We start from the raw sequence: 20,732 nt of genomic DNA on the forward strand, positions 1-20,732 counted from the left end.
TCGGGGTGGACACCCAGCTCCTCGCCGATCCCGCGGATCGCGCCCCTGGCCCGCGCCGGGTCAGCCAACGCGTCCAACGCCCGTCCTCGCGGCCCGCTACCGCAGCTCATCGGGGTACTTCTTCTGTCCCATGACAGTGATCCTTCCGTGTCATCACTGCCCCCATCAAACCCAGGGCGACTCATACTGTTCCGATTCCCTCGATGTGTACGCTCTCGCCGAGGCGCAGCTCATAGTCCTGCTCCGCCGCATGGAACGGTTTCCATGTCACCGTGCCAACCCATTCGTGGTTCCTGGAGTGCAGTGGCCCTGGAGACAGCATCCCGTGTCTTGTGACAGGAGGGGGTAATGCCCCGCTGAGGTATTCTTCCTGGCCCCTCTGAGCTCCGGCGGGTAGGGAGGCAGTGGTGGTGCTCGGGTGGGTCCAGTACAGCCGGCCGGCAAGGCCGATCACCATGGCCAGGCAGGCTCCTATGATCCCGAGGAGGGCGCGTCGCGCCGTGACGCCACGCTTTCGCCGTCCACCCACCTGCGGGGCGGGGACTGCCATGGGGGTGCCGCCCTCGCTTCTGACGTCGCTTTCGCCCTCGTCTGCCACCAACCTACTCGCTTCCCTCAGCTTCGGGACTACGCCGTCGGGGCACTACTGACAGGTGGTCCTGGTTCCTGGAATCAGGTGGATTACTGAGAGCCGAGAACGTCTGATGAATGACACCCTTGCAGTCAAGGGTACCGGCTTACCTCCTTGTGCGGGCGTGAAATCCAGGTAGATATCATCGGCGGGACCGGGTGGAGTGCGGTGGGTGGCTTCGGGTGATCCCGGGTCGAGGGGCTGGGTGTCGCGCGCGGCTGGTTGCGCCTGTGGCTGGCTCAGTGCAGGGCCGTTCGCAGGGCTGAGATCGGGGCTGGGGCCTTGGTCCCTGCGTGTGTGCTGACCGTGAGGTTAACTTTCATGGTGTTCCCTGATTCCTACAAGGCTTCTCCCGGGGGCGCGATGCTGGTGCTTCCGGGGTTGGTGATTGGAGTGGTTCGTGATGGTGTTGCGGGTGGTGCCCGAGGAGCTGGCGCGGGTGGTGTCGTTGGCTGATGAGTGCTCGGCCGCGGTGGGGTCGGTCAGTGTCGAGCCCGGCAGCGGCGGTGACCTGGGGCCGGGGGTGCTGGTGGCGGCTGCGGCGGCCTACGCCGCGGCCCACAGCGCCGGTGCTCGCGACGGGGCCGCAGGCGCCGACCAGATCGCCGGTGGGGTCAAGTACGCCATGTCCGCCCTGGCCGAGGCCGATGAGTCCTCAGCCTCCGGCGCCCACAGCCTGATGGGCACCGGCGCCGGCGTGGGTGCGGGCGCCAGCGCGGGGGCTTGCGCCGGCCGGGGCCGTGGAGGCCTGGGGGTGGGACGATGAGCGCGGTACCGGTTGGGTTGCCCGGGCTGGCGGCTGTGATTGCTACGCGGGTTCCTGGTTCTCCTGGCGGGGTCAGGGCTCTGGCTGCGTCTTGGCGCCGGTCGGGGGACAGGATTGGTGAGGGGGCGTCGTTGATGTCCTCGGCCGCTTCTTCGGCTCCGTCGTGGCAGGGGGTCAGTGCGCAGGCCTTCTCGGCTGCGGCCTCGTCTCTGAGTGGTGAGCTCTCCGGCAGGGCTGGGGAGCTGGGTCGTGGGGCCGGTGTGATGGATGCCTATGCGGGTGTCCTGGAGCAGGCCCATGGCATGGCTGCTGAGCTGCAGGCTCAGGCCGCCCGGTTGCTGGTGACCTCGATCGCCAGCCCCGCAACGGCTCCGGCCTGCCAGGTGGCGGCCACCGTCATCACCACCACCTTCAACACCCTGCTGTCCACCATCGACCTGGCAGCCACCACCACCGCCACCTCACTGGCTGCCACAGCAAGTACCAGTCCACGAAGCGGGAAGAACAGTGAGCCGCCGGCAGACAAGGGAAGCACACCGCAGCTTTCAGAGGCGGACAAGAGACGGTTGCGGGATCAAGCTGACGGCAAAGGCGACTGGGACCCCGACGCTAACCAAACACTCATTGGTGACTGCTACCTGCTTGCCACGCTGCAGGGCTACTCCCGGACCGAGGACGGCCAGCAGTTCCTGCGGGACCAGGTCAGGTGGGACGAGAAGAAGAACTGCTTCGTCGTCACCCTCTACGACAACGGCAAACCCGTCTACGTCGACGTGGACGACTACTACTCTGACGGCACCAAAGACGACCGGGGGAGACCCACCCTCATGAGCATCTATGAACGCGCCTACGGCAAGCACTTCGGATTCGAAGATCTCGCCGACGGCGGTTGGCCTGAAGACGCTGCTATGGAGGTCAGCACAGGCGCAGACGCTTACCATGTCGACACGTGGGGGGCGACAGGATGGTTCGGAATTCCCCTTCCGTTAGAGGACCACAAGTACGACCAAGGCGAATGGAACACCGTCAAGAGTGCCGTTGACTCCGGGCAAGTCGTTGTTGCTTCAACAACAGGAGGGGATTTCAACAATGGAAACAAGGTCACGGCAGCAACTGACACCAACGGTGATGGTAAAATTGACACCACCAGTACGGGTGGGAACGGCGCACAGTCGGACAAAGAGCAAGAGCTCACAATTAGCGGCGACCACTCATATACCGTTGAAGCCATCGACGACAACTACGTTACTCTACGTAACCCATGGGGGAACAACAAGCATCCCGACGGTGCTGCAGAGCCCGGGGGTCTCATCCGAATCACCCGAGAGGACTACGAAAAATACTTTGCCCGCACGGATATCAGTCCAATACCCTGATGCGGAAGACACCTGAAAGAGCGTCTGTGACAGATGTGCGACACGAGAAATGATATGACACTGCGCGAAAACAATGGGCACACGAGAAGGGTGGTAAGTAAGAAAACAATGCTGCAAACAGCCATTGTCATTGTTGTTGCGATTGCGGTGGGGGCGGGCGGCTGGCTGTGGTGGACCCGCCCGAGTACCACGAGAGTTTCTCTGCCGGCTGGGGTGGAGGGGGGTGAGACAGTCCGTCTCGCTGATTCACTCCCTCCCCGACAGACCAGAACGGGAACGCTGGAGTATGACAGTCTGCGCTCCGAGCGCCATCAGTGGATCGCCTCGGTGCGCTGGACCCCCACGGGAGGGAAGCCGACCGTGTACGAGCTGCACCTGGGTGAGAGCGTCCACATCGACGGCCTGGGCACCGTCACCCTCCTCGCCGTCAACCCACCACCCCTTCTCTCAGGCCAGAAGCCCGGCGGCTGGGCCATCAAGGTCAACATCAACCTCAACCCAGACCTGCACTGGTGTGACCCCTGGAACCCCTGCTGAACCCGCGAAGACGTCTGGCCGTCACTGAGCTCACATCATCAGTGACGGTTCAGCCCAGCACTGTTCCTCAAGAGCCCACCTCCTGGAAGGATACCGGTCATGGTCGAGATGCAGCCCGCCCCTGAGGGGCCTGTGGACCCTGCCATGGCGCCCTGCCCCTCCCCGAAAGACGCTGACCGGGAGAGGTGCCGAAGGAGACGTGTGCTCTGGGGCGCCGTCGGTGTCGTCGTCGTGCTCGCGTTCCTGCTGGGGGGCAGGCAGCTGGCTGTGGTGGACCCGGCCGAGCACCACCAGCGTTCCTCTACCGGCGGGGGTGGGAAGGGGCAGCGTCATGTCTCTTGACGGACCGATTCCGGCTCCTGAGACCAAGGCCGGGAGACTGGAGACCGGTGGTATGCGGTCTGAGCATCATCAGTGGATCGGCTCGGTGCGCTGGACCCCCAAGGGAGGGAAGCCGACCAGGTACGAGCTGCACCTGGGTGAGAGCGTCCACATCGACGGCCTGGGCACCGTCACCCTCATCGCCGTCAACCCACCGCCCCTTATCCCTGATAGAACGAGGGGAGGTGGGTTGACGACGCGAGTTCACGTTGCACTCGACCCCGGACTGCACTGGTGTCGAAAGTGGGACCCCTGCTGAACCCGTAAAGACTGCCGGTCCTCACTGAGTTCACCTCCTGGAAGGATACCGGTCATGGTCGAGATAAAGCCCGCCCCTGAAGGCAGGGGGGCGGCAAAGTCGGTGGGTGATGGAGGCTGGGGTGGGTTGACGGGGCTTTGACAGGGGTGGTGTGTCGTTGAGACCGGGGACACGGGCCCCGTAGGGACGATGTGTGGTGCTTAGTCAATCCCTTCGTCCCCAGGAACCCGCGCCGACGTCATCTTCCACCACGACCGCTCTGCCGCGCCTGCCCCTGACCCAGGTTCTCAGGAACGTGGCGGATCCCAGGGACCGGTGGGTGCGCGCTTGAGGCCTGCCGACGGTCCTGTCCCTGGCCATCACCGGGGTGCTGGCCGGCTGCCGGAGCCTGACGACGATATGGGAGCACGCCACCGACCTGACCGCCGCCGAGCTACGGTCTCTGGGACTGGAGGAGGGACAGCCTCTTCCATCGGAGTCGACCATCCGCCGGGTCCTGCAGGACCTGGACCCCGCGGGTCTTGACGCCCACCTGAGGTCATGGTTGTGCACACGCACCAGCACCATCAACGCTCACAGGGTGATCGCCGCTGACGGTAAGACCATACGCGGCGCCCACACCGGCGACAACCCGGCACCGCACCTCCTGTCCGCCCTGGACCACGCCACCAGCGCGGTCCTGACCCAGCAGCCGGTGGCACAAGTCCAACGAGTTCCCCGCGCTCAGGGAGCTCCTCGAGCCCTTGGACCTGGACGGGGCGGTGATCACCGCCGACGCGATGCACACCCAGACAGGCACCGCCCAGTGGATCCGCGATCAGGGTGGCCACTACGTGCTGACGGTCAAAGGCAACCAGAAGACCCTGCACCGTACTCTCAAGGCCCCTCCCTGCAAGAGCGTCCCACCCATCTCCTCGGTCGAGCGCTCCCACGGTCGGCGGGTTCGACGCACCGTCAAGGCCGCCTGGGCCCCACGTGGGTGGACTTCCCCGCCGCTGCCCAGGCGGTCCAGGTCCGACACACCCGCACCCTCAAAGGTAGGAAGCGCGTCGAGGTGGTCTACCCGGGCGCGCTCCCTGCCCACGACCGACGCCCAGCCCGAGACCGTCGCAACCTGGCCATCAGCCTACTGACCCAACAACACCCTAAACAGACTTTGCCGACCCCCTGCGTGCAGGAGCGGGACCCGGGCGGGCGACGCCACAACGAGAAGGAAGAAAGGCCCGCATAGTGGCTGATCGGCCATGCCATGATGAGCCAATGCCCGCCGAACAAGACGCACTTTTCCCAGGCAAGCAGTTCATCTCCACCGTACTCGAGGCCCTCGAGACCAAGACCAGGATGACCGGGGCGATCGCCCACCGCTACCTCATGCGCGCGGCCATGGCCGGCATGATCGTGGCGGTCTTCTACATCGTCAACTACGCCATCGTCGGAATCTTCGACGAGTTTCACGTCGGGGACAGCTCCCTGGCGGGGATCGGCAAGCTCCTGGGGGCACTGGCCTTCGGGCCCGCCCTCGTCTTCATCTACTACACGAAGTCCGAGCTGCTCACCAGCAACATGATGGTGGTGGTCATCGGCTACTACTACAAGCGCATCTCGGCGTGGAGAACCCTGAGGGTGCTGGCCATGTGCCTGGCTGGCAACTTCATGGGCGGTCTCGTCTTCGCCGTCATGTACCACTTCTCCACCCTCGTGGACGGCCCCACCGGCGAGCAGGCCGTGCACTCGGTGGAGGCCAAGCTCCATTACCTGTCATCGGCCTCCGGGGTTGCTGACCTGTTCGTACGGGCGATCCTGTGCAACTTCATGATCAACCTGGCGATGCTCCTCATCTACAACGGCTTCATCCACGAGGACTGGTCCAAGATCTTCTCGATGATCATTGCCGTATTCGTCTTCGCCTTCCTCGGCTTCGAGCACTCGGTGGCCAACACCGTCCTGTTCACTGTCGTGGGGCTGACGCACGGGATCGACGTGCTGCCGGCGCTGGGCAACGTGGCAGTGGCGCTGCTGGGCAACTTCGTGGGCGGCGGCCTGCTGATCGGTGGCTACTACGCCTACGCCAATGACGACTCCCGCTGGCTGCGCCGCCAGCCCCACCGCAACGAGGCACAAGCGGCCGAGTAGCCGAGTGCTTCGGAGGGGTGGGGCCCTGGGCGCGGCTCAGTCAGAACCCTCGACCGTTGCCTGCGCGCACGTCGCGGGCGGCGGCGAGCTTGGACTGCATCCCATAGATCTCGATGAATCCTCGTGAGGAGGACTGGTCGAAAGTGTCTCCGCTCTCGTAGGTGGCCAGGTTGAAGTCGTACAGGCCCATCTCGGAGCGGCGCCCGTTGACGGTCGCCCGGCCTCCGTGCAGAACCATGCGAATGTCACCGCTGACGTAGCGCTGCGTGTCCTCGATGAAGGCGTCCATGGAGCGCTTGAGCGGGGAGTACCACTGGGCCTCGTAGACGAGCTCGGCCCAGGTCTGCTCCATGCTCCGCTTGTAGCGGTGCTGCACGCGCTCCAGGGTGACGGCCTCGAGCGCCCGATGGGCCTCGATCAGGGCCACGGCCCCGGGGGCCTCGTAGATCTCACGGGACTTGATCCCCACGAGCCGGTCCTCGACCACGTCGATACGCCCCACGCCCTGGGCGCCGGCCCTGCGGTTGAGCTCCTGAATTGCCTCCAGGGGGCTGACCTCGCGACCGTCGATGGCCACGGGGATGCCCTCCTTGAAGGTGAGGGTCACCTCGTCGGGCAGGGGCGGGTAAGCGGGGTCATCGGTGTAGACGTAGACGTCCTTGGTGGGGGCGTTCCACAGGTCCTCGAGGAACCCGGTCTCAATGGCGCGTCCCCAGACGTTCTGGTCGATGGAGAAGGGGTTGTGCTTGGTGGTCTCGATCGGCAGATCGTGCTTCTCTGCGTAGTCGATGGCCACGTCACGGGTCAGCGCCAGGTCGCGCACCGGGGAGATGCAGTCCATGTCGGGCGCCATGGAGGTGATGGAGACCTCGAAGCGAACCTGGTCGTTGCCCTTGCCGGTGCAGCCGTGCGCCACGGTGTGCGCGCCGAACTCGCGGGCGGCCTTGACCAGGTGGCGGGCGATGACGGGGCGGGAGAGGGCCGAGACGAGCGGGTAGGTCCCCTCGTAGAGGGCATTGGCCTTGAGAGCCGGCATGCAGTAGTCGTTGGCGAACTCGTCTCGCGCGTCGGTGACATAGGCCTCGACGGCACCGCAGTCGAGGGCTCGCTGACGGATCACCTCAAGGTCCTCGCCGCCCTGACCGACGTCGACGGCGACAGCCACAACCTCTCGACCGGTGGCCTCGCCGATCCAGCCGATAGCGACGGACGTGTCCAGGCCTCCGGAGTAGGCCAGGACGACACGGTCCTTGTGGATACTCATGAGATCACTCTTCTCTTCGTGATGACGCCGACGGAGCAGCGCTGAGGTGACTGAGAATGTCAAGGGCGGTGGGGAGGGGTCAGGCTCGGGCCGAGGGGTCGGCCAGAGCGAGCAGGTGCCTGGCCACATCGGCTGCGACCTGGGCGCCGCGGGTGATGACCAGGACGGTGTCGTCTCCGGCGATGCACCCCATGACACCGGGCATCATGGCGTCATCGACGGCCCCGGCGAGCAGCTGGGCGGCTCCAGCGGGAGTTCGCAGGACCACCTGGGGGCCGGCCCACTCGGCGGTGACGAGCAGCTCGGCGCACCAGCGGGACAGGCGGGGGGTGGTGTGGGCACGCAGGGAGTCGTCGATCTCCTCCGTCTCGGAGAGGGTGCCGGCATGGACCTGGCCGGGGGCACCGGCCTCAGGCATGGAGTAGATGAGCTCTCCGCCCGGGGCGCGGATCTTCGTGGCCCGCAGCTCCACCAGATCCCGTGAGAGCGTGGCCTGGGTGGTACTGATGCCGCGCTGAGCCAGGGCCTTGCGCAGCTGGGCCTGGGAGCGGATGCGTTCACGTGACAGGATCTGGGCAATACTGGCGTGCCTGGCGGTCTTGGTCCCGGGGATCAGTGGGGCCGTTGCCGTCAGGTCGCGTTGAGAGGCCTCGATGGTGGCGCTCATGAATCGGCTTTCTCTGACAGCGCCCGAGCAAGGATCTCGGACAGCGTGGTGGTGAAGGCTCTGGCGTCATCATCGGACAGGATGAAGGGGGGAGCCAGGCGGATCGTGTCGGGGCGCGGCGCGTTGACGATGAAGCCGCGGGTCGCCAGGGCGGCGGCGAGGTCAGCAGCGGGCGGGAGCCCGCCGCCCAGCCCGACACCGAGCAGCAGACCCCGGCCGCGCACCTGGTCTACTCCGTCAACGGCCGCCAGTTCCCCGGACCAGGCCGAGCCGAGCTGCTGAACCCGGTTGAGCAGGGCCTGGCTGCGGATGGTCTCGATGACGGCGAGCGCTGCTGCGCAGGCCACCGGGTTGCCGCCAAAGGTGGTGCCGTGCTGCCCCGGCCCGAGGAGAGCCGCGGCCTGCCCGGTGGTGACAACCGCACCGATGGGGATGCCTCCGCCCAGCCCCTTGGCCAGGGTGACGACGTCGGGGACGACGCCCGGTGCCAGCAGGTGATGGGCCATCCAGGCGCCGGTGCGTCCCATTCCGGTCTGGACCTCATCGATGATGAGCAGCGCGCCGGCGGCCTCAGTCAGCTCGCGGGCCGCCTCCAGGTATCCGGCGGGCAGCTCACGCACCCCGGCCTCACCCTGAATGGGTTCGACGACGAGTGCCGCCACATCCGGCCCCAGTGCGGTGCGCAGAGCCTCGACGTCTCCGGCGGGGATGAACTCCACCCCGCCGGGCAGGGGCTCGAAGGGCTCACGGTAGGCCGCCTTGTAGGTCAGGGCCAAGGCGCCCATGGACCTGCCGTGGAAGGCATCCTGGAGGGCCAGGACCCGGGGACGCCGGCTACCGCCGTGGCGGCGGGCGATCTTGAAGGCGGCCTCATTGGCCTCGGTGCCGGAGTTGGCCAGGAAGACGCGGGAGTCGTGAGCGGGGCGGCCGGGGAAGGTGAGCCGGACGAGCTCCTCGGCGAGGCCGACCTGGGCGGGGGTGGTGAAGAAGTTCGAGACGTGCCCCAGCTCGGAGAGCTGCTCTGTGACGGCCCGGATGATCGCGGGGTGCGCGTGCCCCAGGCAGTTGACGGCGATGCCCGCCAGCAGGTCGATGTACTCCTGGCCGTCGGCGTCCCAGACATGGGAGCCCCGCCCCCGCACCAGGACCCGGCTGGGGGTGCCGAAGGTGTTCATGACGGCGTCGGTGTAGCGGGTCAGCCAACCGGCGTTGCCGGTGCCCGCCCCGTTCACCTCCACGGTGGGTGCCTGAGCTTGTAAGGAGGGGGTCATAGGCTCTTGCCTCCGTTCAGCGGTGGTTTCGGGGCGTCTCCGGAGTGAATGACGGTACCGACGCCCTGGTCGGTGACGATCTCGAGCAGCATGCTGTGGGCCTGGCGTCCGTCGACGACGTGCGCCTGTGCGACTCCCCCGTAGACGGCCCGCAGGCAGGCCTCCATCTTGGGGATCATCCCGGCCTCGAGCGTGGGCAGGAGCTCCTCCAGCGCGGCGGCGCTGATGAAGGGCACCAGCGAGCCGCGGTCGGGCCAGGCCGAGTAGAGCCCCTCGACATCGGTGAGCATGAGCAGGGTGCGGGCCTTGAGGGCCACGGCGATCGCGGCGGCGGCCGTATCGGCATTGACGTTGAGGACGGTCTCGGAGTTCGTCGTCAGCGGGGCGACCGAGGAGATGACCGGGATGCGGCCCTGGTCGAGCAGATCGATGATGGGCTGCGGGCTGACGTCGACGACATCGCCGACCAGGCCGACGTCGACCTTGTGCCCGTCCACCGTGGCCAGGCGCTGCCGGGCTCGCAGGAGTCCGCCGTCCTCACCGCTGATGCCGACGGCGGCGGAGCCGTCGGTGTTGAGCAGGGAGACGAGCTCGCGCTGCACGGAGCCGGTGAGAACCATGCGGACCACGTCCATGACCTCGGGGGTGGTCACGCGCAGGCCTCCGCGGAACTCCGAGCTGATACCTAACCGCTTGAGCATCGCGTTGATCTGGGGCCCGCCGCCGTGGACGACGACGGGGCGCACCCCGACCTGGTGGAGGAAGAGGATGTCCTGGGCGAAGGCGCGCTTGAGGTCATCGTTGACCATGGCGTTGCCGCCGTACTTGATGACCATGGTGGCGCCCTTGTAGGTGCGCAGCCACGGCACGGCCTCCAGCAGGACGGATGCCTTGGTCTGTGGGTCGAGAGGGGTCCGTTTCATGTCGTGTAGTCCGCGTTGATGGTGACGTATCCGTGAGTGAGGTCGTTGGTCCACACGGTGGCCTCGGCCCGACCCGCCGACAGGTTGATGTCGATGCGGGTCTCGCGTGGGCTCATGTCCACCGCGTCCCGGTTGGGTTCGGGGGCGCCGTGGCTGAAGATCGTGATGCCGTTGATGGCGACGTCGACCTCGTCGGGGTTGAAGGGGCAGACGTCCTCGGGCACGGTCCCCAGCTGGGAGAGGATGCGCCCCCAGTTGGGGTCGGCGCCGGCGACGGCGCACTTGAGGAGGTTGGAGGAGCTGACGGTGCGGGCTGCGGCCTCGGCGGCCTCCTCGCTGACGGCGCCGGAGACGGTGATGGCGATGTCGTGGGTGGCGCCTTCGGCGTCGGCCACGAGGCGCCGGCCGAGCCGGCTCATCACCTCAGTGAGCGCCTCGTCGAGCTCGTCCTGGGAGGGAGCGGTGCCGGAGGCTCCGGAGGCCAGCAGGAGAACCGTGTCATTGGTGGACATGCAGCCGTCGGAGTTGATCCGGTTGACGGTTCGCGTTGTGGCGGAGGCCAGGGCGTCCTGGGCCTGCTGAGAGGTGAGGACGGCGTCGGTGGTGATGACGGCGAGCATGGTGGCCATCCCGGGGGCCAGCATGCCCACTCCCTTGATCATGCCGCCGATGGTCCAGCTCTGCTCCCCGGCACCGACCGTGAGGGCGTCCTCCTTGGAGACGGTGTCGGTCGTCATGATGGCGGTGGCCGCGTCGGTCCCGGCCTGGGCCGTGTCGGCCAGAGCGAGGGCGGCAACGTCGACGCCCTCCAGGAGGACGGGCATGTCGATGCGCTCCCCGATGACGCCGGTGGAGCAGACCAGGATCTGGCCCGGTTCGGCGCCCAGCAGACCTGCGGTGCGGGCGGCCGTGGCCTCGGTGTCGTGCAGGCCCTGCGCTCCGGTGCAGGCGTTGGCGCTGCCGGAGTTGAGGACGACGGCGCGGGCATGGCCCGGCTGCCCGCCTTCCTGACCGGCCAGGAGCCGACGTGACCAGACCACGGGGGCGGCAACGACCCGGTTGGTGGTGAACACTCCGGCCGCGGTGTCCAGCGGTCCGTCATTGACGACGAGGGCGAGGTCCGGCTTGCCGGAGGCCTTGAGGCCGGCGCGCACGCCTGCGGCGCGGAATCCCTGGGCTGCGGTCACGCTCACGGTGCGACTCCTTGGGCGACGATGGCGGTGGTCTCCTCCAGTCCGAGGGCGAGGTTGAGGGACTGGAGGGCGGCGCTGGCGGTGCCCTTACCGAGGTTGTCGATGGCGCACATGGCCACGACTGCGTCCGCGCCACGGTCGATGGCGACCTGAACGGTGGCGGTTCCGCTTCCCAGGACGGTGCCGGTGGTGGGCCAGGTCCCCTCGGGCAGCAGCTGGATGAGGCTCTCACCGCTGCCGGTGGCCCCGTAGGCGTCGTTCCAGGCCGCCCGTAGAGTTGCTTCAGGGTCAGGGGCCTCGCGCAGGGCCGCAGTCATAGGAGCGGTGACGGTGGCGAGGATGCCGCGACTCATGGGGACCAGGACCGGGGTGAAGGACAGGTGCGCGACCCCTGCGGCGGCGCCGGCCACCTCCAGGTTCTGGAGGATCTCGGGAATGTGCCGGTGGGTGCCTCCAACGGCGTAGGGCTGAGCCGCTCCCAGCGCCTCGGCCGCGGTGAGGTGCGGCTTGAGCGCCTTGCCTGCGCCGGAGTAGCCGACAGCCAGCACCGCGGTGAGCCGGGAGGGGTCGACGAGCTCGGCGGCGATGCCGGGCTGGACGGCCAGGGTGACGGCGGTGACGTTGCAGCCGGGGACGGCGATGTGCCTGGTGGCGACCAGCTCCTCGCGCTGAGCGCGGGCGCGCGTCTCGCCGTGGTGCAGGAGCTCGGGCATGCCGTAGGTCCAGGCACCGGCGTAGTCCGAGCCGTAGAAGGCCTCCCACGCCCGCCGGCTGGTCAGGCGGTGGTCCGCCCCGCAGTCGATGAGTAGCGGCGTACCGCCGCTCGAGGTGAGCTCCTCGAGGGCCGCCGTGATGGCTCCGGAGGCTCCGTGCGGCAGGGCCAGGACGACGACGTCGTGCTCGGCGAGGAGCTCCGCCTCGGTGGGTTGGACGACGCGGTCCGCCAGGGACAGCAGGTGCGGGTGGTGGTCTCCGATCCGACTGCCTGCGGACGAGGCCGCGGTGAGTGCGCCGACCTCCACCTCCGGGTGGGCTGTGAGCAGGCGCAGGATCTCACCACCGGCGTATCCGGTGGCTCCAGCAACAGCAACTGACCAAGTCATACAGCAACCATACATCCGAATGCATAGAAATGCATTCATCGCCCGTTGCTGTGATTTATCTCCCCTCCGCCCTCAGGGCCGAGGACTAGGAGCGATCGTGGTTGCCGGTGAGCGTGTCGTCATAGAGGGAGGTGGCGATGGCGTCGGCCCACTGGCGCACCTCGTCCCAGTCTCGGTAGTCGCCCTCGGTCGCTCCTCCGAGCTTGGCGATGGAGCGCTCCCGTAGGTTGAGCTTGGAGGGGTCGAAGCGGCCCGCGAAGGTCATGTGGTCCTTCGGGTCGATGGCCAGCAGCACCGGACCGATGCGCATGGGGTCGGAGACCTTGCCCTTGGGCAGGCCGGAGAGCCCCACGGAGAAGGCCCACACGGGTCTGGCCCTGAGGACGTCACGGAAGCGCGTGGTGAAGTCGACGGCCTCCGGCGTCCACTTGGTCATGTAGACCGCGCTGCCCAGGACGAAGGCGTCATACTCCTCGACGCTGTCGACATCCTCGGGACGCTTGGTCTCCACATCGATCTGGGCGGCTTGGAGCCGCTCGGCAATCACCGCGGCCACCTCATCGGTGGACCCGTGCTTGGAGGAAGAGGTCAGCAGGATCTTCATGCCGCCTAGTATTACTGAGACCACACCCGCTGTCTGGGATCCCCTGCTCGACGAAAGCACTGAAAAAGCGCTGACGGCCATGGTGTGCGTCACACCATGGCCGTCAGTGCTGGTAGACCTGCGTGGTTCAGCTGCGCAGCTCGGCTCCCAGGAGCTTGGCGGCCCGCTTGACCACGCGCTTGCGCACTGCGGCGGTCTCCTCGGCGGTCAGCGTGCGGTCAGGGGCTCGCAGCACCAGGGAGAAAGCCAGCGACTTCCTGCCCTCACCGAGCTGGGGGCCGCGGAAGACGTCGAAGAGGCGGACCTCCTCGGCCAGGTCTCCTGCGGCCTGTCTGACCAGGGCCTCGACCTTGGCGGCGGTGGTGGTCTCGTCGACGACCAGGGCGATGTCCTCCTTGGCGGCCGGGAAGGTGGAGACGGCCTTGACCTGGAGCGCCCCGGCGCTGCGGGCGGCCTCCAGCAACGGGTCGAGGTCGATCTCGACGGCGCAGGCCCGCTCAGGAAGTCCGAGTGCACGCACCACCCGCGGGTGGAGCTCGCCGGCGTGGGCCACGAGCCTGCCGGGCTCGATCTCCTTGCCCCGACGTCGACCGGGCAGGCGGATCTCCGCGGTGCGGCCGGGGTGCCAGGGGGCGTAGGGGCGCTGCGGAGCGCAGACCTCGATCGTCACCCCGAGCGCCGCGGCCACAGTGCGGACCATCTCGACGGCGTCGGCCCAGTCCCAGGGGCGACCGGCCCCCAGGACCCCGCTGCGCTCGCGCTCACCGGTCATAACGGCGCCGACGTGGGTGGGCTGAGCGGGGATGCCCGCCTCGAGGGCGGCCTCCTCGGACTGGCTGGGGCGCCCGGAGGTTCCGGGGATCGGGGCGGGAACGGTGCCGACCGGGTGGGTGACGGAGCCGACCTCGAAGACGGCGACGTCACTCAGGCCGCGGGAGACGTTGCGCCGGGCGACGTCGACCAGGGAGTCGAGCACGCTGGTGCGCAGGTAGGGGGCGTCCTCGGCCAGGGGGTTGGCCAGGCGGACCCTCTGGCGGCGCGCGTCGTCCTCCGGGAGCTCGAGCAGGTCGTGAACGTCCCCGATGAAGGGGTAGGACAGGACCTGGGTGAGTCCGGCGTCGGCCAGGGCGCGCACGATGTCACGGCGGGCCCTCTGGTCGGCGCTCAGTCCCGTGCCGGCGGGGGCCGTGGGCACGATGACCGGGATGGCGTCGTATCCGTCGAGGCGGGCGATCTCCTCGGCCAGGTGGGCGGGGCCCACCAGGTCCGGGCGCCAGGTCGGCGGGGTGACGGTCAGCAGGACGGTGCCGTCGTCGGCGGCGCCGCTGCGCTCCACGGTGCATCCGATGGTGGTGAGCAGCTCGGTGACGCGCTCGGTTCCGTAGGCGACGCCGGTGAGGCGCTCGGCGGCGTCGGCACGCATGGTGATGGGCTCGGGGGCCCGGGTGCGGTTGATGTCGGTGGCCACGGGCTCGGCGGTGCCGCCGCCGTACTCCACGAGCAGGTCAACGGCCCGCTGGGCGGCGATGGGCGCCAGCTCGGTGTCCACGCCGCGCTCGTTGCGCTTGGAGGACTCGGTGGGCAGCTTGTGGCGTCGGGAGGAGCGGGCCACACTGACCGGGTCGAAGTGGGCGGCCTCGATGAGGACGTCTCGGGTATCGGCATCGACCTCGCTCAGGGCCCCGCCGAAGACGCCGGCCAGAACCAGGGCCCGGGAGCCCTCGCCCTCCGGGGAGTCGGCGATGACCAGGTCCTCGGGGTCGAGGGTGCGGGTGACCTCGTCGAGGAAGGTGAGGCGCTCCCCCTCCTGAGCCCGGCGCACGACGATGGGGGCGGCGAGCCTGCCGGCGTCGAAGGCGTGCAGCGGCTGGCCCAGGTCGAGCATGACGTAGTTGGTGACGTCCACGGCCAGGGAGATGGGCCGCATGCCTGCGGCGGTGAGGCGGTCCTGCATCCAGGTGGGCGATGGGGCGCTCGGGTCGATACCGCGCACGAGGCGGGCGACGTAGCGGTCGCATCCGGGGCGTCCGTGGATGGGACGGGGGTCCTCGGGGACGACGACGTCGAAGCCGCCCTCCCCGGCGGGGGCCACGCCGTTGGGGTACAGCCCCGTGCTGGTGGCGTCGGCGGGGTCGGTGAAGCGGGCGCCGGTGGAGTGGGAGTACTCGCGGGCCACGCCGCGCATGGAGAAGCAGTAGCCGCGGTCCGGGGTCACGTTGATCTCCAGGACCTCCTCCCCCAGGCCGAGGAGGCCGATGGCGTCGGTTCCGGGAGCGGGCGGCTCCTCGCCGTCGTGGCCGTGCTCGGCCAGCCACTGCTGGAGCACGATGATGCCCTCGTGGTCCTCACCGATGCCGAGCTCGCGGGCTGAGCAGATCATGCCGTCGGAGACGTGGCCGTAGGTCTTGCGCGCGGCGATGCGGAAGTCGCCGGGCAGGACGGCGCCGGGCAGGCAGACCACGACGTAGTCCCCGGCGTCGAAGTTGTGGGCGCCGCAGACGATGCCGCGGCTGGGCAGGTCGGAGGGCTCCTTGCCGGTGCCGGGGGCGTCGTTGTGCTCGGGGCCGACGTCGACGCGGCAGTAGTTGATGATCTTGCCGTTGGACTGCTCCTTGGCCTCGCGGGTGAGGACCTTGCCGACGACGAGGGGGCCGGTGACGGCCGGGGGAACGATGCGTTCCTCCTCCAGGCCCACGCGCACGAGATCGGCGGCGAGCTGCTCGGCGCTCAGGCCGGTGGGGACGTCGACGTGCTCGCGCAGCCATTCAATAGGGACGTAGGGCATGTCAGTTTCCCTTTCCGGTGGTGCCGAACTGCTGGGAGAAGCGGATGTCGCCCTCGACGATGTCATGCATGTCGGCGATTCCGTGGCGCAGCATGAGGGTGCGCTCCAGCCCCATGCCGAAGGCGAAGCCCGTGTAGACCTCGGGGTCGATGCCGCAGGCGGTGAGCACGTTGGGGTTGACCATGCCGCAGCCTCCCCACTCGATCCAGCCGGCGCCGCCCTTCTTGAAGGGGAACCACAGGTCCATCTCGGCACTGGGCTCGGTGAAGGGGAAGAAGGAGGGGCGCAGACGGGTGCGCGCCTCGGGGCCGAACATGGCCTTGGCGAAGTGGTCCAGGACGCCCTTGAGGTGCGCCATGGTCAGGCCCTTGTCCACGGCCAGGCCCTCGACCTGGTGGAAGACGGGGGTGTGGGTGGCGTCGAGCTCGTCGGAGCGGAAGACCTTGCCGGGGCAGGCCACGTAGATCGGGGGCTGCTGATCGAGCATGACGCGGGCCTGGACCGGGGAGGTGTGGGTGCGCAGCACGAGGTTGGCCGCCTGCCCCTCGGCGGCCCCGACGCTGGCGCCGTCGACGTAGAAGGTGTCCTGCATCTGGCGGGCGGGGTGGTCGGCGTCGAAGTTGAGGGCGTCGAAGTCGAACCACTCGTGCTCGACCTCCGGTCCCTCGGCGATGGACCAGCCCATGGAGGCGAAGAAGTCGCAGACCTCGTCGATGAGGACGTCGAGGGGGTGGCGGGCGCCCGTCTGCGTCCGCGAGGTGGGGATGGTGACGTCGACCGCCTCGGTGCGCAGCATCTCCTCCTCGGCGGCGGCCTCGAGGGTCTCCTGCCTGGCGGTCAGAGCCTTGGCGATGCGCCCGCGAGCGCCGCCCAGGAGCCTGCCGGCGGTGGGCTTGTCCGCCTTGTCCAGGGTGCCAATGAGCCGGTTGGCCAGGGTCAGGGGTGAGGCGTCGCCGGTGTGGGCCAGGCGGGCCTCCTTGAGCTCGGCGAGGGTGCCGGCTGCGGCGAAGGCGGCCAGGGCCTCCTCGACGGCGGCGTTGATGCCGGCCTCGTCCAGGGGCGAGAGCGCGCCGGGAGCGTCAGTCATATGCGGTGCCTTCCACCAGGTGTCTCCGGGGTTGTCCGCCCTTAAGGGTAGTCCGCGCCGTCGCGAGGGTGTGAATCGTCCCGTCACCGGGGTGGCACGGTAGACGACGCTGCCCCGCCTGGTCATGCGCTCCGGTCGGGTTGCTGCCGCCTGGGACTTGACGGTGACGTTACGTCACCTGCTGTCATGGATTCATGCACGTCAAGGAGCTCGCCCGGATCGCCGGAACCACACCGAGAGCGGTGCGCTACTACCACCACCTGGGCCTGTTGGAGATTCCGCCCACGGTGCGGGGGCGGCGCGAGTACGGTGTCGAGCACGTGGCCCGTCTGCTGCGTATCCGGTGGCTGGCCGACGGCGGACTGTCGCTGACTCAGGTGGCTGAGATGCTCGCCTCGGACATGATCGGCACCGATCAGGACTCCCGTCGCGAGGTGGTGCTGCGCGATCTGCGGGCCACGCGGGGCACGATCGAGGCGCAGCAGCGCAGCCTGGCCGAGCAGGCCTCCCGGGTCGATGAGCTCATCGCCCGGGTGGAGCGCGGTGAGGGCCTGTCCCCCGCTCCCAGCGCCCTGACTCGGTTCTACGACGATATCGAGGCCCGGATCGCTCGCCTGGGCGGCAGTGTGCGGGTGCTGGGGGCTGAGCGCCAGATGATGGTGGTGCTCGCCTCGTTGGGCATGGTGCCCGACAGCGTGATCCCCTTCATCGAGGCGCTGGATGAGGACGATCGTGAGCTGTCCGCTCAGCAGATCATGGACTTCACCCGCCTGGCCACGCTGAGCGAGGAGGAGGGGCGCGCTGAGGCGCACCGGCTCGCGCACAACAGCTGGACGCTGGCGTGCCGTCACAAGGAGCATGCCCTGGCCGTCCTGGAGGACCTTCCCTCAGGCGCTCTGGGGCGTGCCATGTGGCGACTGACCCATGTCCTGACCACTTCCAGCTATCCGTATCCGGCTCAGCAGGCCTTCGTGGCTGAGCTCATGGAGCTCATGCTCGCCGATCCGGACTTCGCCGCAACGATCCGCCGCTCGGCGGGAGAGGAGCCAGTGCTGTGAGAGCCAAGAGAGCCAAGGCGAAGATGGCAACGAGTACGTCAGGAGGAACATCTCGTACGGACACGGCTCAGCCCGCCACGGGTTCGCCTCCCGCCGCGGTCCGTGACCTGGGAGCCGGCTCGGAGCCGCCGGTGTGCGTGCGCGATCTGGTCAAGCGCTTCGGGCGCTTCAGGGCGCTCGACGGTCTGGACCTGACAGTGGAGGCGGGCAGCGTCCACGGCTTCCTCGGCCCCAATGGGGCGGGTAAGTCCACCACGATCCGGGTCCTGCTGGGGCTCTACCGGCCCGACGGCGGGAGCGTGAGAGTGCTGGGCCGCGAGCCGTGGAAGCAGGCTGCGCTCGTCAATCGGCAGGTCTCCTATGTTCCCGGTGACGTGGCGCTGTGGCCGGCCCTGACCGGCGGGCAGGCGCTCGACGCCTTGGCCGGGCTGCGCGGCTCGCGCGACGCCTCCCGGGAGGCCGAGCTCATTGAGCGCTTCGATCTGGATCCCAGCAAACGGGTACGGACCTACTCCAAGGGGAATCGGCAGAAGGTGGCGCTGGTGGCCGCCCTGGCCGCACCGACGAGCCTGCTGGTGCTCGATGAGCCCACCAGTGGCCTGGATCCGCTGATGGAGCGGGTCTTCACCGAGGAGGTGGCCAGAGCCGCCGCCGAGGGCCGCACGGTTCTGCTCTCCAGCCACATCCTGGCCGAGGTCCAGCGCCTGTGCAGTGCGGTGACGATCATCAAGAACGGCCGGGTCGTCGAGCACGGTGACCTGGGGACCCTGCGGCGGCTGTCGCGCACCCGCATCGAGCTGGGCGCTACGGCCGACGAGCTCGGGACCATCTCGCAGGCGCTGGGGGCCAGGGGGCTCGACGTCGTCGAGGACGGTGGCCGCCTGAGCCTTGAGGTGCCGGCGGAGCAGGTGCCAACGGTGCTGAGCCTCGCGGGCGAGCACCGGATCCAGGACGTCACCTGCGAGCCGGCCAGCCTGGAGGATCTCTTCCTGCGTCACTACGAGGAGGTCTGATGAACGCCGTATCGAGCACAGCAGCGGGCGCGACAGTGGTGGCCATCAGCTCCGGCGCGAACGGCGCCCTGTCCGGCTGGGACGCCTACCTGTGGATTCTGCTCAGGCGATTCCGGTTTCAGATCTCGGCCTGGTTGGTGCCCCTGTGGCTGTTAGTCGGTGTCACCGCGCCGAGCTACGAGGGCGTCTACCCCTCGTTGGAGACTCGGACGGTGCTCATCGAGCAGATGCGCAAGTCTCCGGGAACGCGCCTCCTCTACGGCTATGTCCCCTTGCCCGGCCGGCTCGGTCAGCTCCTGCAGTGGGAGACCGGGGCCTTCCTGCTCGTGTGCACCGCACTCATGGCGATTCTGCTGACGTGCCGGGTCCTGCGGGCCGATGAGGACGAGGGGCTCATCGAGGTTCTGCGCGCCACGGGCGCGGGCAGGTCGGTTCCCTTTGTCGTGCCGGTGGCCCTGGTGTGGGCGCTGGTCGGTACCCTGTCTGCGGGGGTCGGAGGCGTTCTGACCTGGCAGACCAGGAGCATCGAGGAGCTGACGGTCTTAGGGGCCTGGGCACTGGCCGGGACGATCTGCGTGACCGGCTGGGTGTTCTCGGCCATCGCGGCGGTGGCCTCCCAGATGGGACGCCAGGCGGACCAGGCCAGGGGCCTGTCCATGGTGATGCTCGCACTCGCCTTCGTGCTGCGGGTGAGCGCCGACCAGATCTCAGACGGCACCGGCTCGGACTGGCTCCGGTGGCTGACTCCCCTGGGGTGGCGCGACCTCGTGCGCCCGTACACCGATGACCGGTTCGGGGTGCTCGCGGCCTGCTGCACCGTGGCCATCGCTGTGGCGCTCAGCGCCGTGGTGCTCGCCTCGCGCCGTGAGTACCTGGACGGCTACCTGCCCGACCGCAGTTCGTCTCGGCGCCGGTGGCTGGTGCGGGGTCATATGGATCTGCTCGGGCGCCTGTCGTGGCGCGGTCTCGTCGGCTGGGCCCTGGCCTCGACAGGGCTGGCACTCCTGTACGGATCCGTCTCTGGCAGCATCAAGGACCTGCTGGTCCCCGGTTCTCCGACGGCGTCCTATGTCGGCAAGATGGCGGTGGGGTCCCCGGTGGAGCAGTTCGTGTCCCTCATGACGGTGGTGACAGTGCTGCTCGTGGCCGTGGCGGCGGTGCGACGGATGAACTGGCTGGCGGGTCTGGAGCGCGCGGGCCTGGTGGAGGTCGAGCTCGCTGCCGGGGTCAGTCGTGGCCGAGTGCTCCTCTGCCAGGTTCTGTGCGCGCTGATCGAGTCGATCATCTTGCTGCTGGTCTCGGCGACGGTCCTTGCGGCCACGACGGCGACACAGCTCACCGACGACCATGCTGTGGCGCGCTCCTTCGTGTTCACGGTGAGCCAGCTGCCCGGCATGGTGGCGGCCATCGGGATCGCCGCAGCCCTGGTGGGTCTGGCGCCGAGGCTGGCCGGGCTGTCCTGGGTGGTCGTCACCTGGAGCGCTTTCGCCCAGTTCTTCGGCGGACTCGTCGACCTCAAGGACTGGGCCAAGGACCTCAGCGTGCTCGGGCATCATCTCGACGTCGTCGGGTCTCCCGACTGGAAGCCCTTGGCCGTCCAGGCCATGGTTGGCCTCATCGGCATCATCATCGGCCTGGCCGCCTACACCCGTCGCAACCTGCCCGCCTGACGACGGAGTGC

General features: G+C 68.4%; 18 protein-coding genes and 1 pseudogene. 10 read left to right on the forward strand and 9 right to left on the reverse strand.

Features of this window, described 5'->3' with window-relative positions:
* Positions 1 to 1,031 precede the first annotated feature (1,031 nt).
* From BKH32_RS11545 to BKH32_RS11570, 7 genes and pseudogenes are all read left to right on the forward strand, one after another.
* Positions 1,032 to 1,397, forward strand: a complete 366-nt coding sequence (locus tag BKH32_RS11545; RefSeq protein ID WP_143222820.1) for a hypothetical protein — start codon at positions 1,032 to 1,034, stop codon at positions 1,395 to 1,397.
* Between the two features lie 302 nt (positions 1,398 to 1,699).
* Positions 1,700 to 2,773 (forward strand): C2 family cysteine protease, encoded by a 1,074-nt coding sequence (locus BKH32_RS11550; RefSeq protein ID WP_178384657.1) that lies wholly within the window; start codon positions 1,700 to 1,702, stop codon positions 2,771 to 2,773.
* 360 nt (positions 2,774 to 3,133) lie between these two features.
* The gene (locus BKH32_RS13980) at positions 3,134 to 3,310 is read left to right on the forward strand and encodes a hypothetical protein (protein WP_178384658.1); all 177 of its coding nucleotides are present in this window, start codon (positions 3,134 to 3,136) and stop codon (positions 3,308 to 3,310) included.
* 331 nt (positions 3,311 to 3,641) lie between these two features.
* Positions 3,642 to 3,950 (forward strand): hypothetical protein, encoded by a 309-nt coding sequence (locus BKH32_RS13735; RefSeq protein WP_143222821.1) that lies wholly within the window; start codon positions 3,642 to 3,644, stop codon positions 3,948 to 3,950.
* 367 nt (positions 3,951 to 4,317) lie between these two features.
* Positions 4,318 to 4,437, forward strand: a pseudogene (locus BKH32_RS14545) (ISAs1 family transposase); the annotation flags it as partial.
* Between the two features lie 256 nt (positions 4,438 to 4,693).
* Positions 4,694 to 5,083: a transposase gene (locus tag BKH32_RS14550; protein ID WP_075250159.1), complete on the forward strand. Its 390-nt coding sequence runs from the start codon at positions 4,694 to 4,696 to the stop codon at positions 5,081 to 5,083.
* Between the two features lie 127 nt (positions 5,084 to 5,210).
* Entirely contained in the window at positions 5,211 to 6,083 is an 873-nt protein-coding gene (locus BKH32_RS11570; RefSeq protein ID WP_075250160.1) for a formate/nitrite transporter family protein, read from the forward strand.
* A 40-nt stretch (positions 6,084 to 6,123) separates the two neighbouring features.
* Here the strand turns inward: BKH32_RS11570 and BKH32_RS11575 are convergent, their stop codons facing one another.
* The 9 genes from BKH32_RS11575 to pheS all read right to left on the reverse strand — a co-directional run bounded on the left by BKH32_RS11575 (position 6,124) and on the right by pheS (position 16,980).
* The gene (locus tag BKH32_RS11575; protein ID WP_075250161.1) at positions 6,124 to 7,347 is read right to left on the reverse strand and encodes an argininosuccinate synthase; all 1,224 of its coding nucleotides are present in this window, start codon (positions 7,345 to 7,347) and stop codon (positions 6,124 to 6,126) included.
* A 79-nt stretch (positions 7,348 to 7,426) separates the two neighbouring features.
* On the reverse strand, positions 7,427 to 8,014 hold the full coding sequence (locus tag BKH32_RS11580; protein ID WP_075250162.1) for an ArgR family transcriptional regulator: 588 nt from the start codon (positions 8,012 to 8,014) through the stop codon (positions 7,427 to 7,429).
* Positions 8,011 to 9,285 carry an acetylornithine transaminase gene (locus BKH32_RS11585; protein WP_075250163.1) on the reverse strand — a complete coding sequence of 425 codons (1,275 nt, stop codon included), beginning with the start codon at positions 9,283 to 9,285 and terminating at the stop codon, positions 8,011 to 8,013. The genes BKH32_RS11580 and BKH32_RS11585 overlap by 4 nt, the downstream gene beginning before the upstream one ends.
* Positions 9,282 to 10,208 (reverse strand): acetylglutamate kinase, encoded by a 927-nt coding sequence (gene argB / locus BKH32_RS11590; RefSeq protein ID WP_075250164.1) that lies wholly within the window; start codon positions 10,206 to 10,208, stop codon positions 9,282 to 9,284. The genes BKH32_RS11585 and argB overlap by 4 nt, the downstream gene beginning before the upstream one ends.
* Positions 10,205 to 11,401, reverse strand: a complete 1,197-nt coding sequence (gene argJ, locus BKH32_RS11595; protein WP_075250165.1) for a bifunctional glutamate N-acetyltransferase/amino-acid acetyltransferase ArgJ — start codon at positions 11,399 to 11,401, stop codon at positions 10,205 to 10,207. Before argJ ends, argB begins: the two co-directional genes overlap by 4 nt.
* Positions 11,398 to 12,504 carry an N-acetyl-gamma-glutamyl-phosphate reductase gene (argC, locus tag BKH32_RS11600; RefSeq protein ID WP_075250166.1) on the reverse strand — a complete coding sequence of 369 codons (1,107 nt, stop codon included), beginning with the start codon at positions 12,502 to 12,504 and terminating at the stop codon, positions 11,398 to 11,400. The genes argJ and argC overlap by 4 nt, the downstream gene beginning before the upstream one ends.
* Positions 12,505 to 12,589: 85 nt before the next feature.
* On the reverse strand, positions 12,590 to 13,108 hold the full coding sequence (locus BKH32_RS11605) for a flavodoxin domain-containing protein (RefSeq protein WP_075250167.1): 519 nt from the start codon (positions 13,106 to 13,108) through the stop codon (positions 12,590 to 12,592).
* Between the two features lie 127 nt (positions 13,109 to 13,235).
* The gene (pheT, locus tag BKH32_RS11610) at positions 13,236 to 15,893 is read right to left on the reverse strand and encodes a phenylalanine--tRNA ligase subunit beta (RefSeq protein WP_075250168.1); all 2,658 of its coding nucleotides are present in this window, start codon (positions 15,891 to 15,893) and stop codon (positions 13,236 to 13,238) included.
* Position 15,894: 1 nt separating this feature from the next.
* Positions 15,895 to 16,980 carry a phenylalanine--tRNA ligase subunit alpha gene (gene pheS, locus BKH32_RS11615; RefSeq protein WP_075250169.1) on the reverse strand — a complete coding sequence of 362 codons (1,086 nt, stop codon included), beginning with the start codon at positions 16,978 to 16,980 and terminating at the stop codon, positions 15,895 to 15,897.
* Between the two features lie 194 nt (positions 16,981 to 17,174).
* Here pheS and BKH32_RS11620 point away from each other — a divergent pair, with 194 nt between their 5' ends.
* The 3 genes from BKH32_RS11620 to BKH32_RS11630 are packed head-to-tail and all read left to right on the forward strand — an operon-like array spanning position 17,175 to position 20,721.
* The gene (locus tag BKH32_RS11620; protein ID WP_075250170.1) at positions 17,175 to 18,038 is read left to right on the forward strand and encodes a MerR family transcriptional regulator; all 864 of its coding nucleotides are present in this window, start codon (positions 17,175 to 17,177) and stop codon (positions 18,036 to 18,038) included.
* Positions 18,035 to 19,051, forward strand: a complete 1,017-nt coding sequence (locus tag BKH32_RS11625) for an ABC transporter ATP-binding protein (protein WP_075250171.1) — start codon at positions 18,035 to 18,037, stop codon at positions 19,049 to 19,051. The genes BKH32_RS11620 and BKH32_RS11625 overlap by 4 nt, the downstream gene beginning before the upstream one ends.
* Complete coding sequence (locus BKH32_RS11630; RefSeq protein ID WP_075250172.1) at positions 19,051 to 20,721, forward strand: ABC transporter permease; 1,671 nt, start codon at positions 19,051 to 19,053, stop codon at positions 20,719 to 20,721. Before BKH32_RS11625 ends, BKH32_RS11630 begins: the two co-directional genes overlap by 1 nt.
* Positions 20,722 to 20,732 lie beyond the last annotated feature (11 nt).

The organism is Actinomyces oris, from assembly GCF_001929375.1.
Classification (GTDB): domain Bacteria; phylum Actinomycetota; class Actinomycetes; order Actinomycetales; family Actinomycetaceae; genus Actinomyces; species Actinomyces oris_B.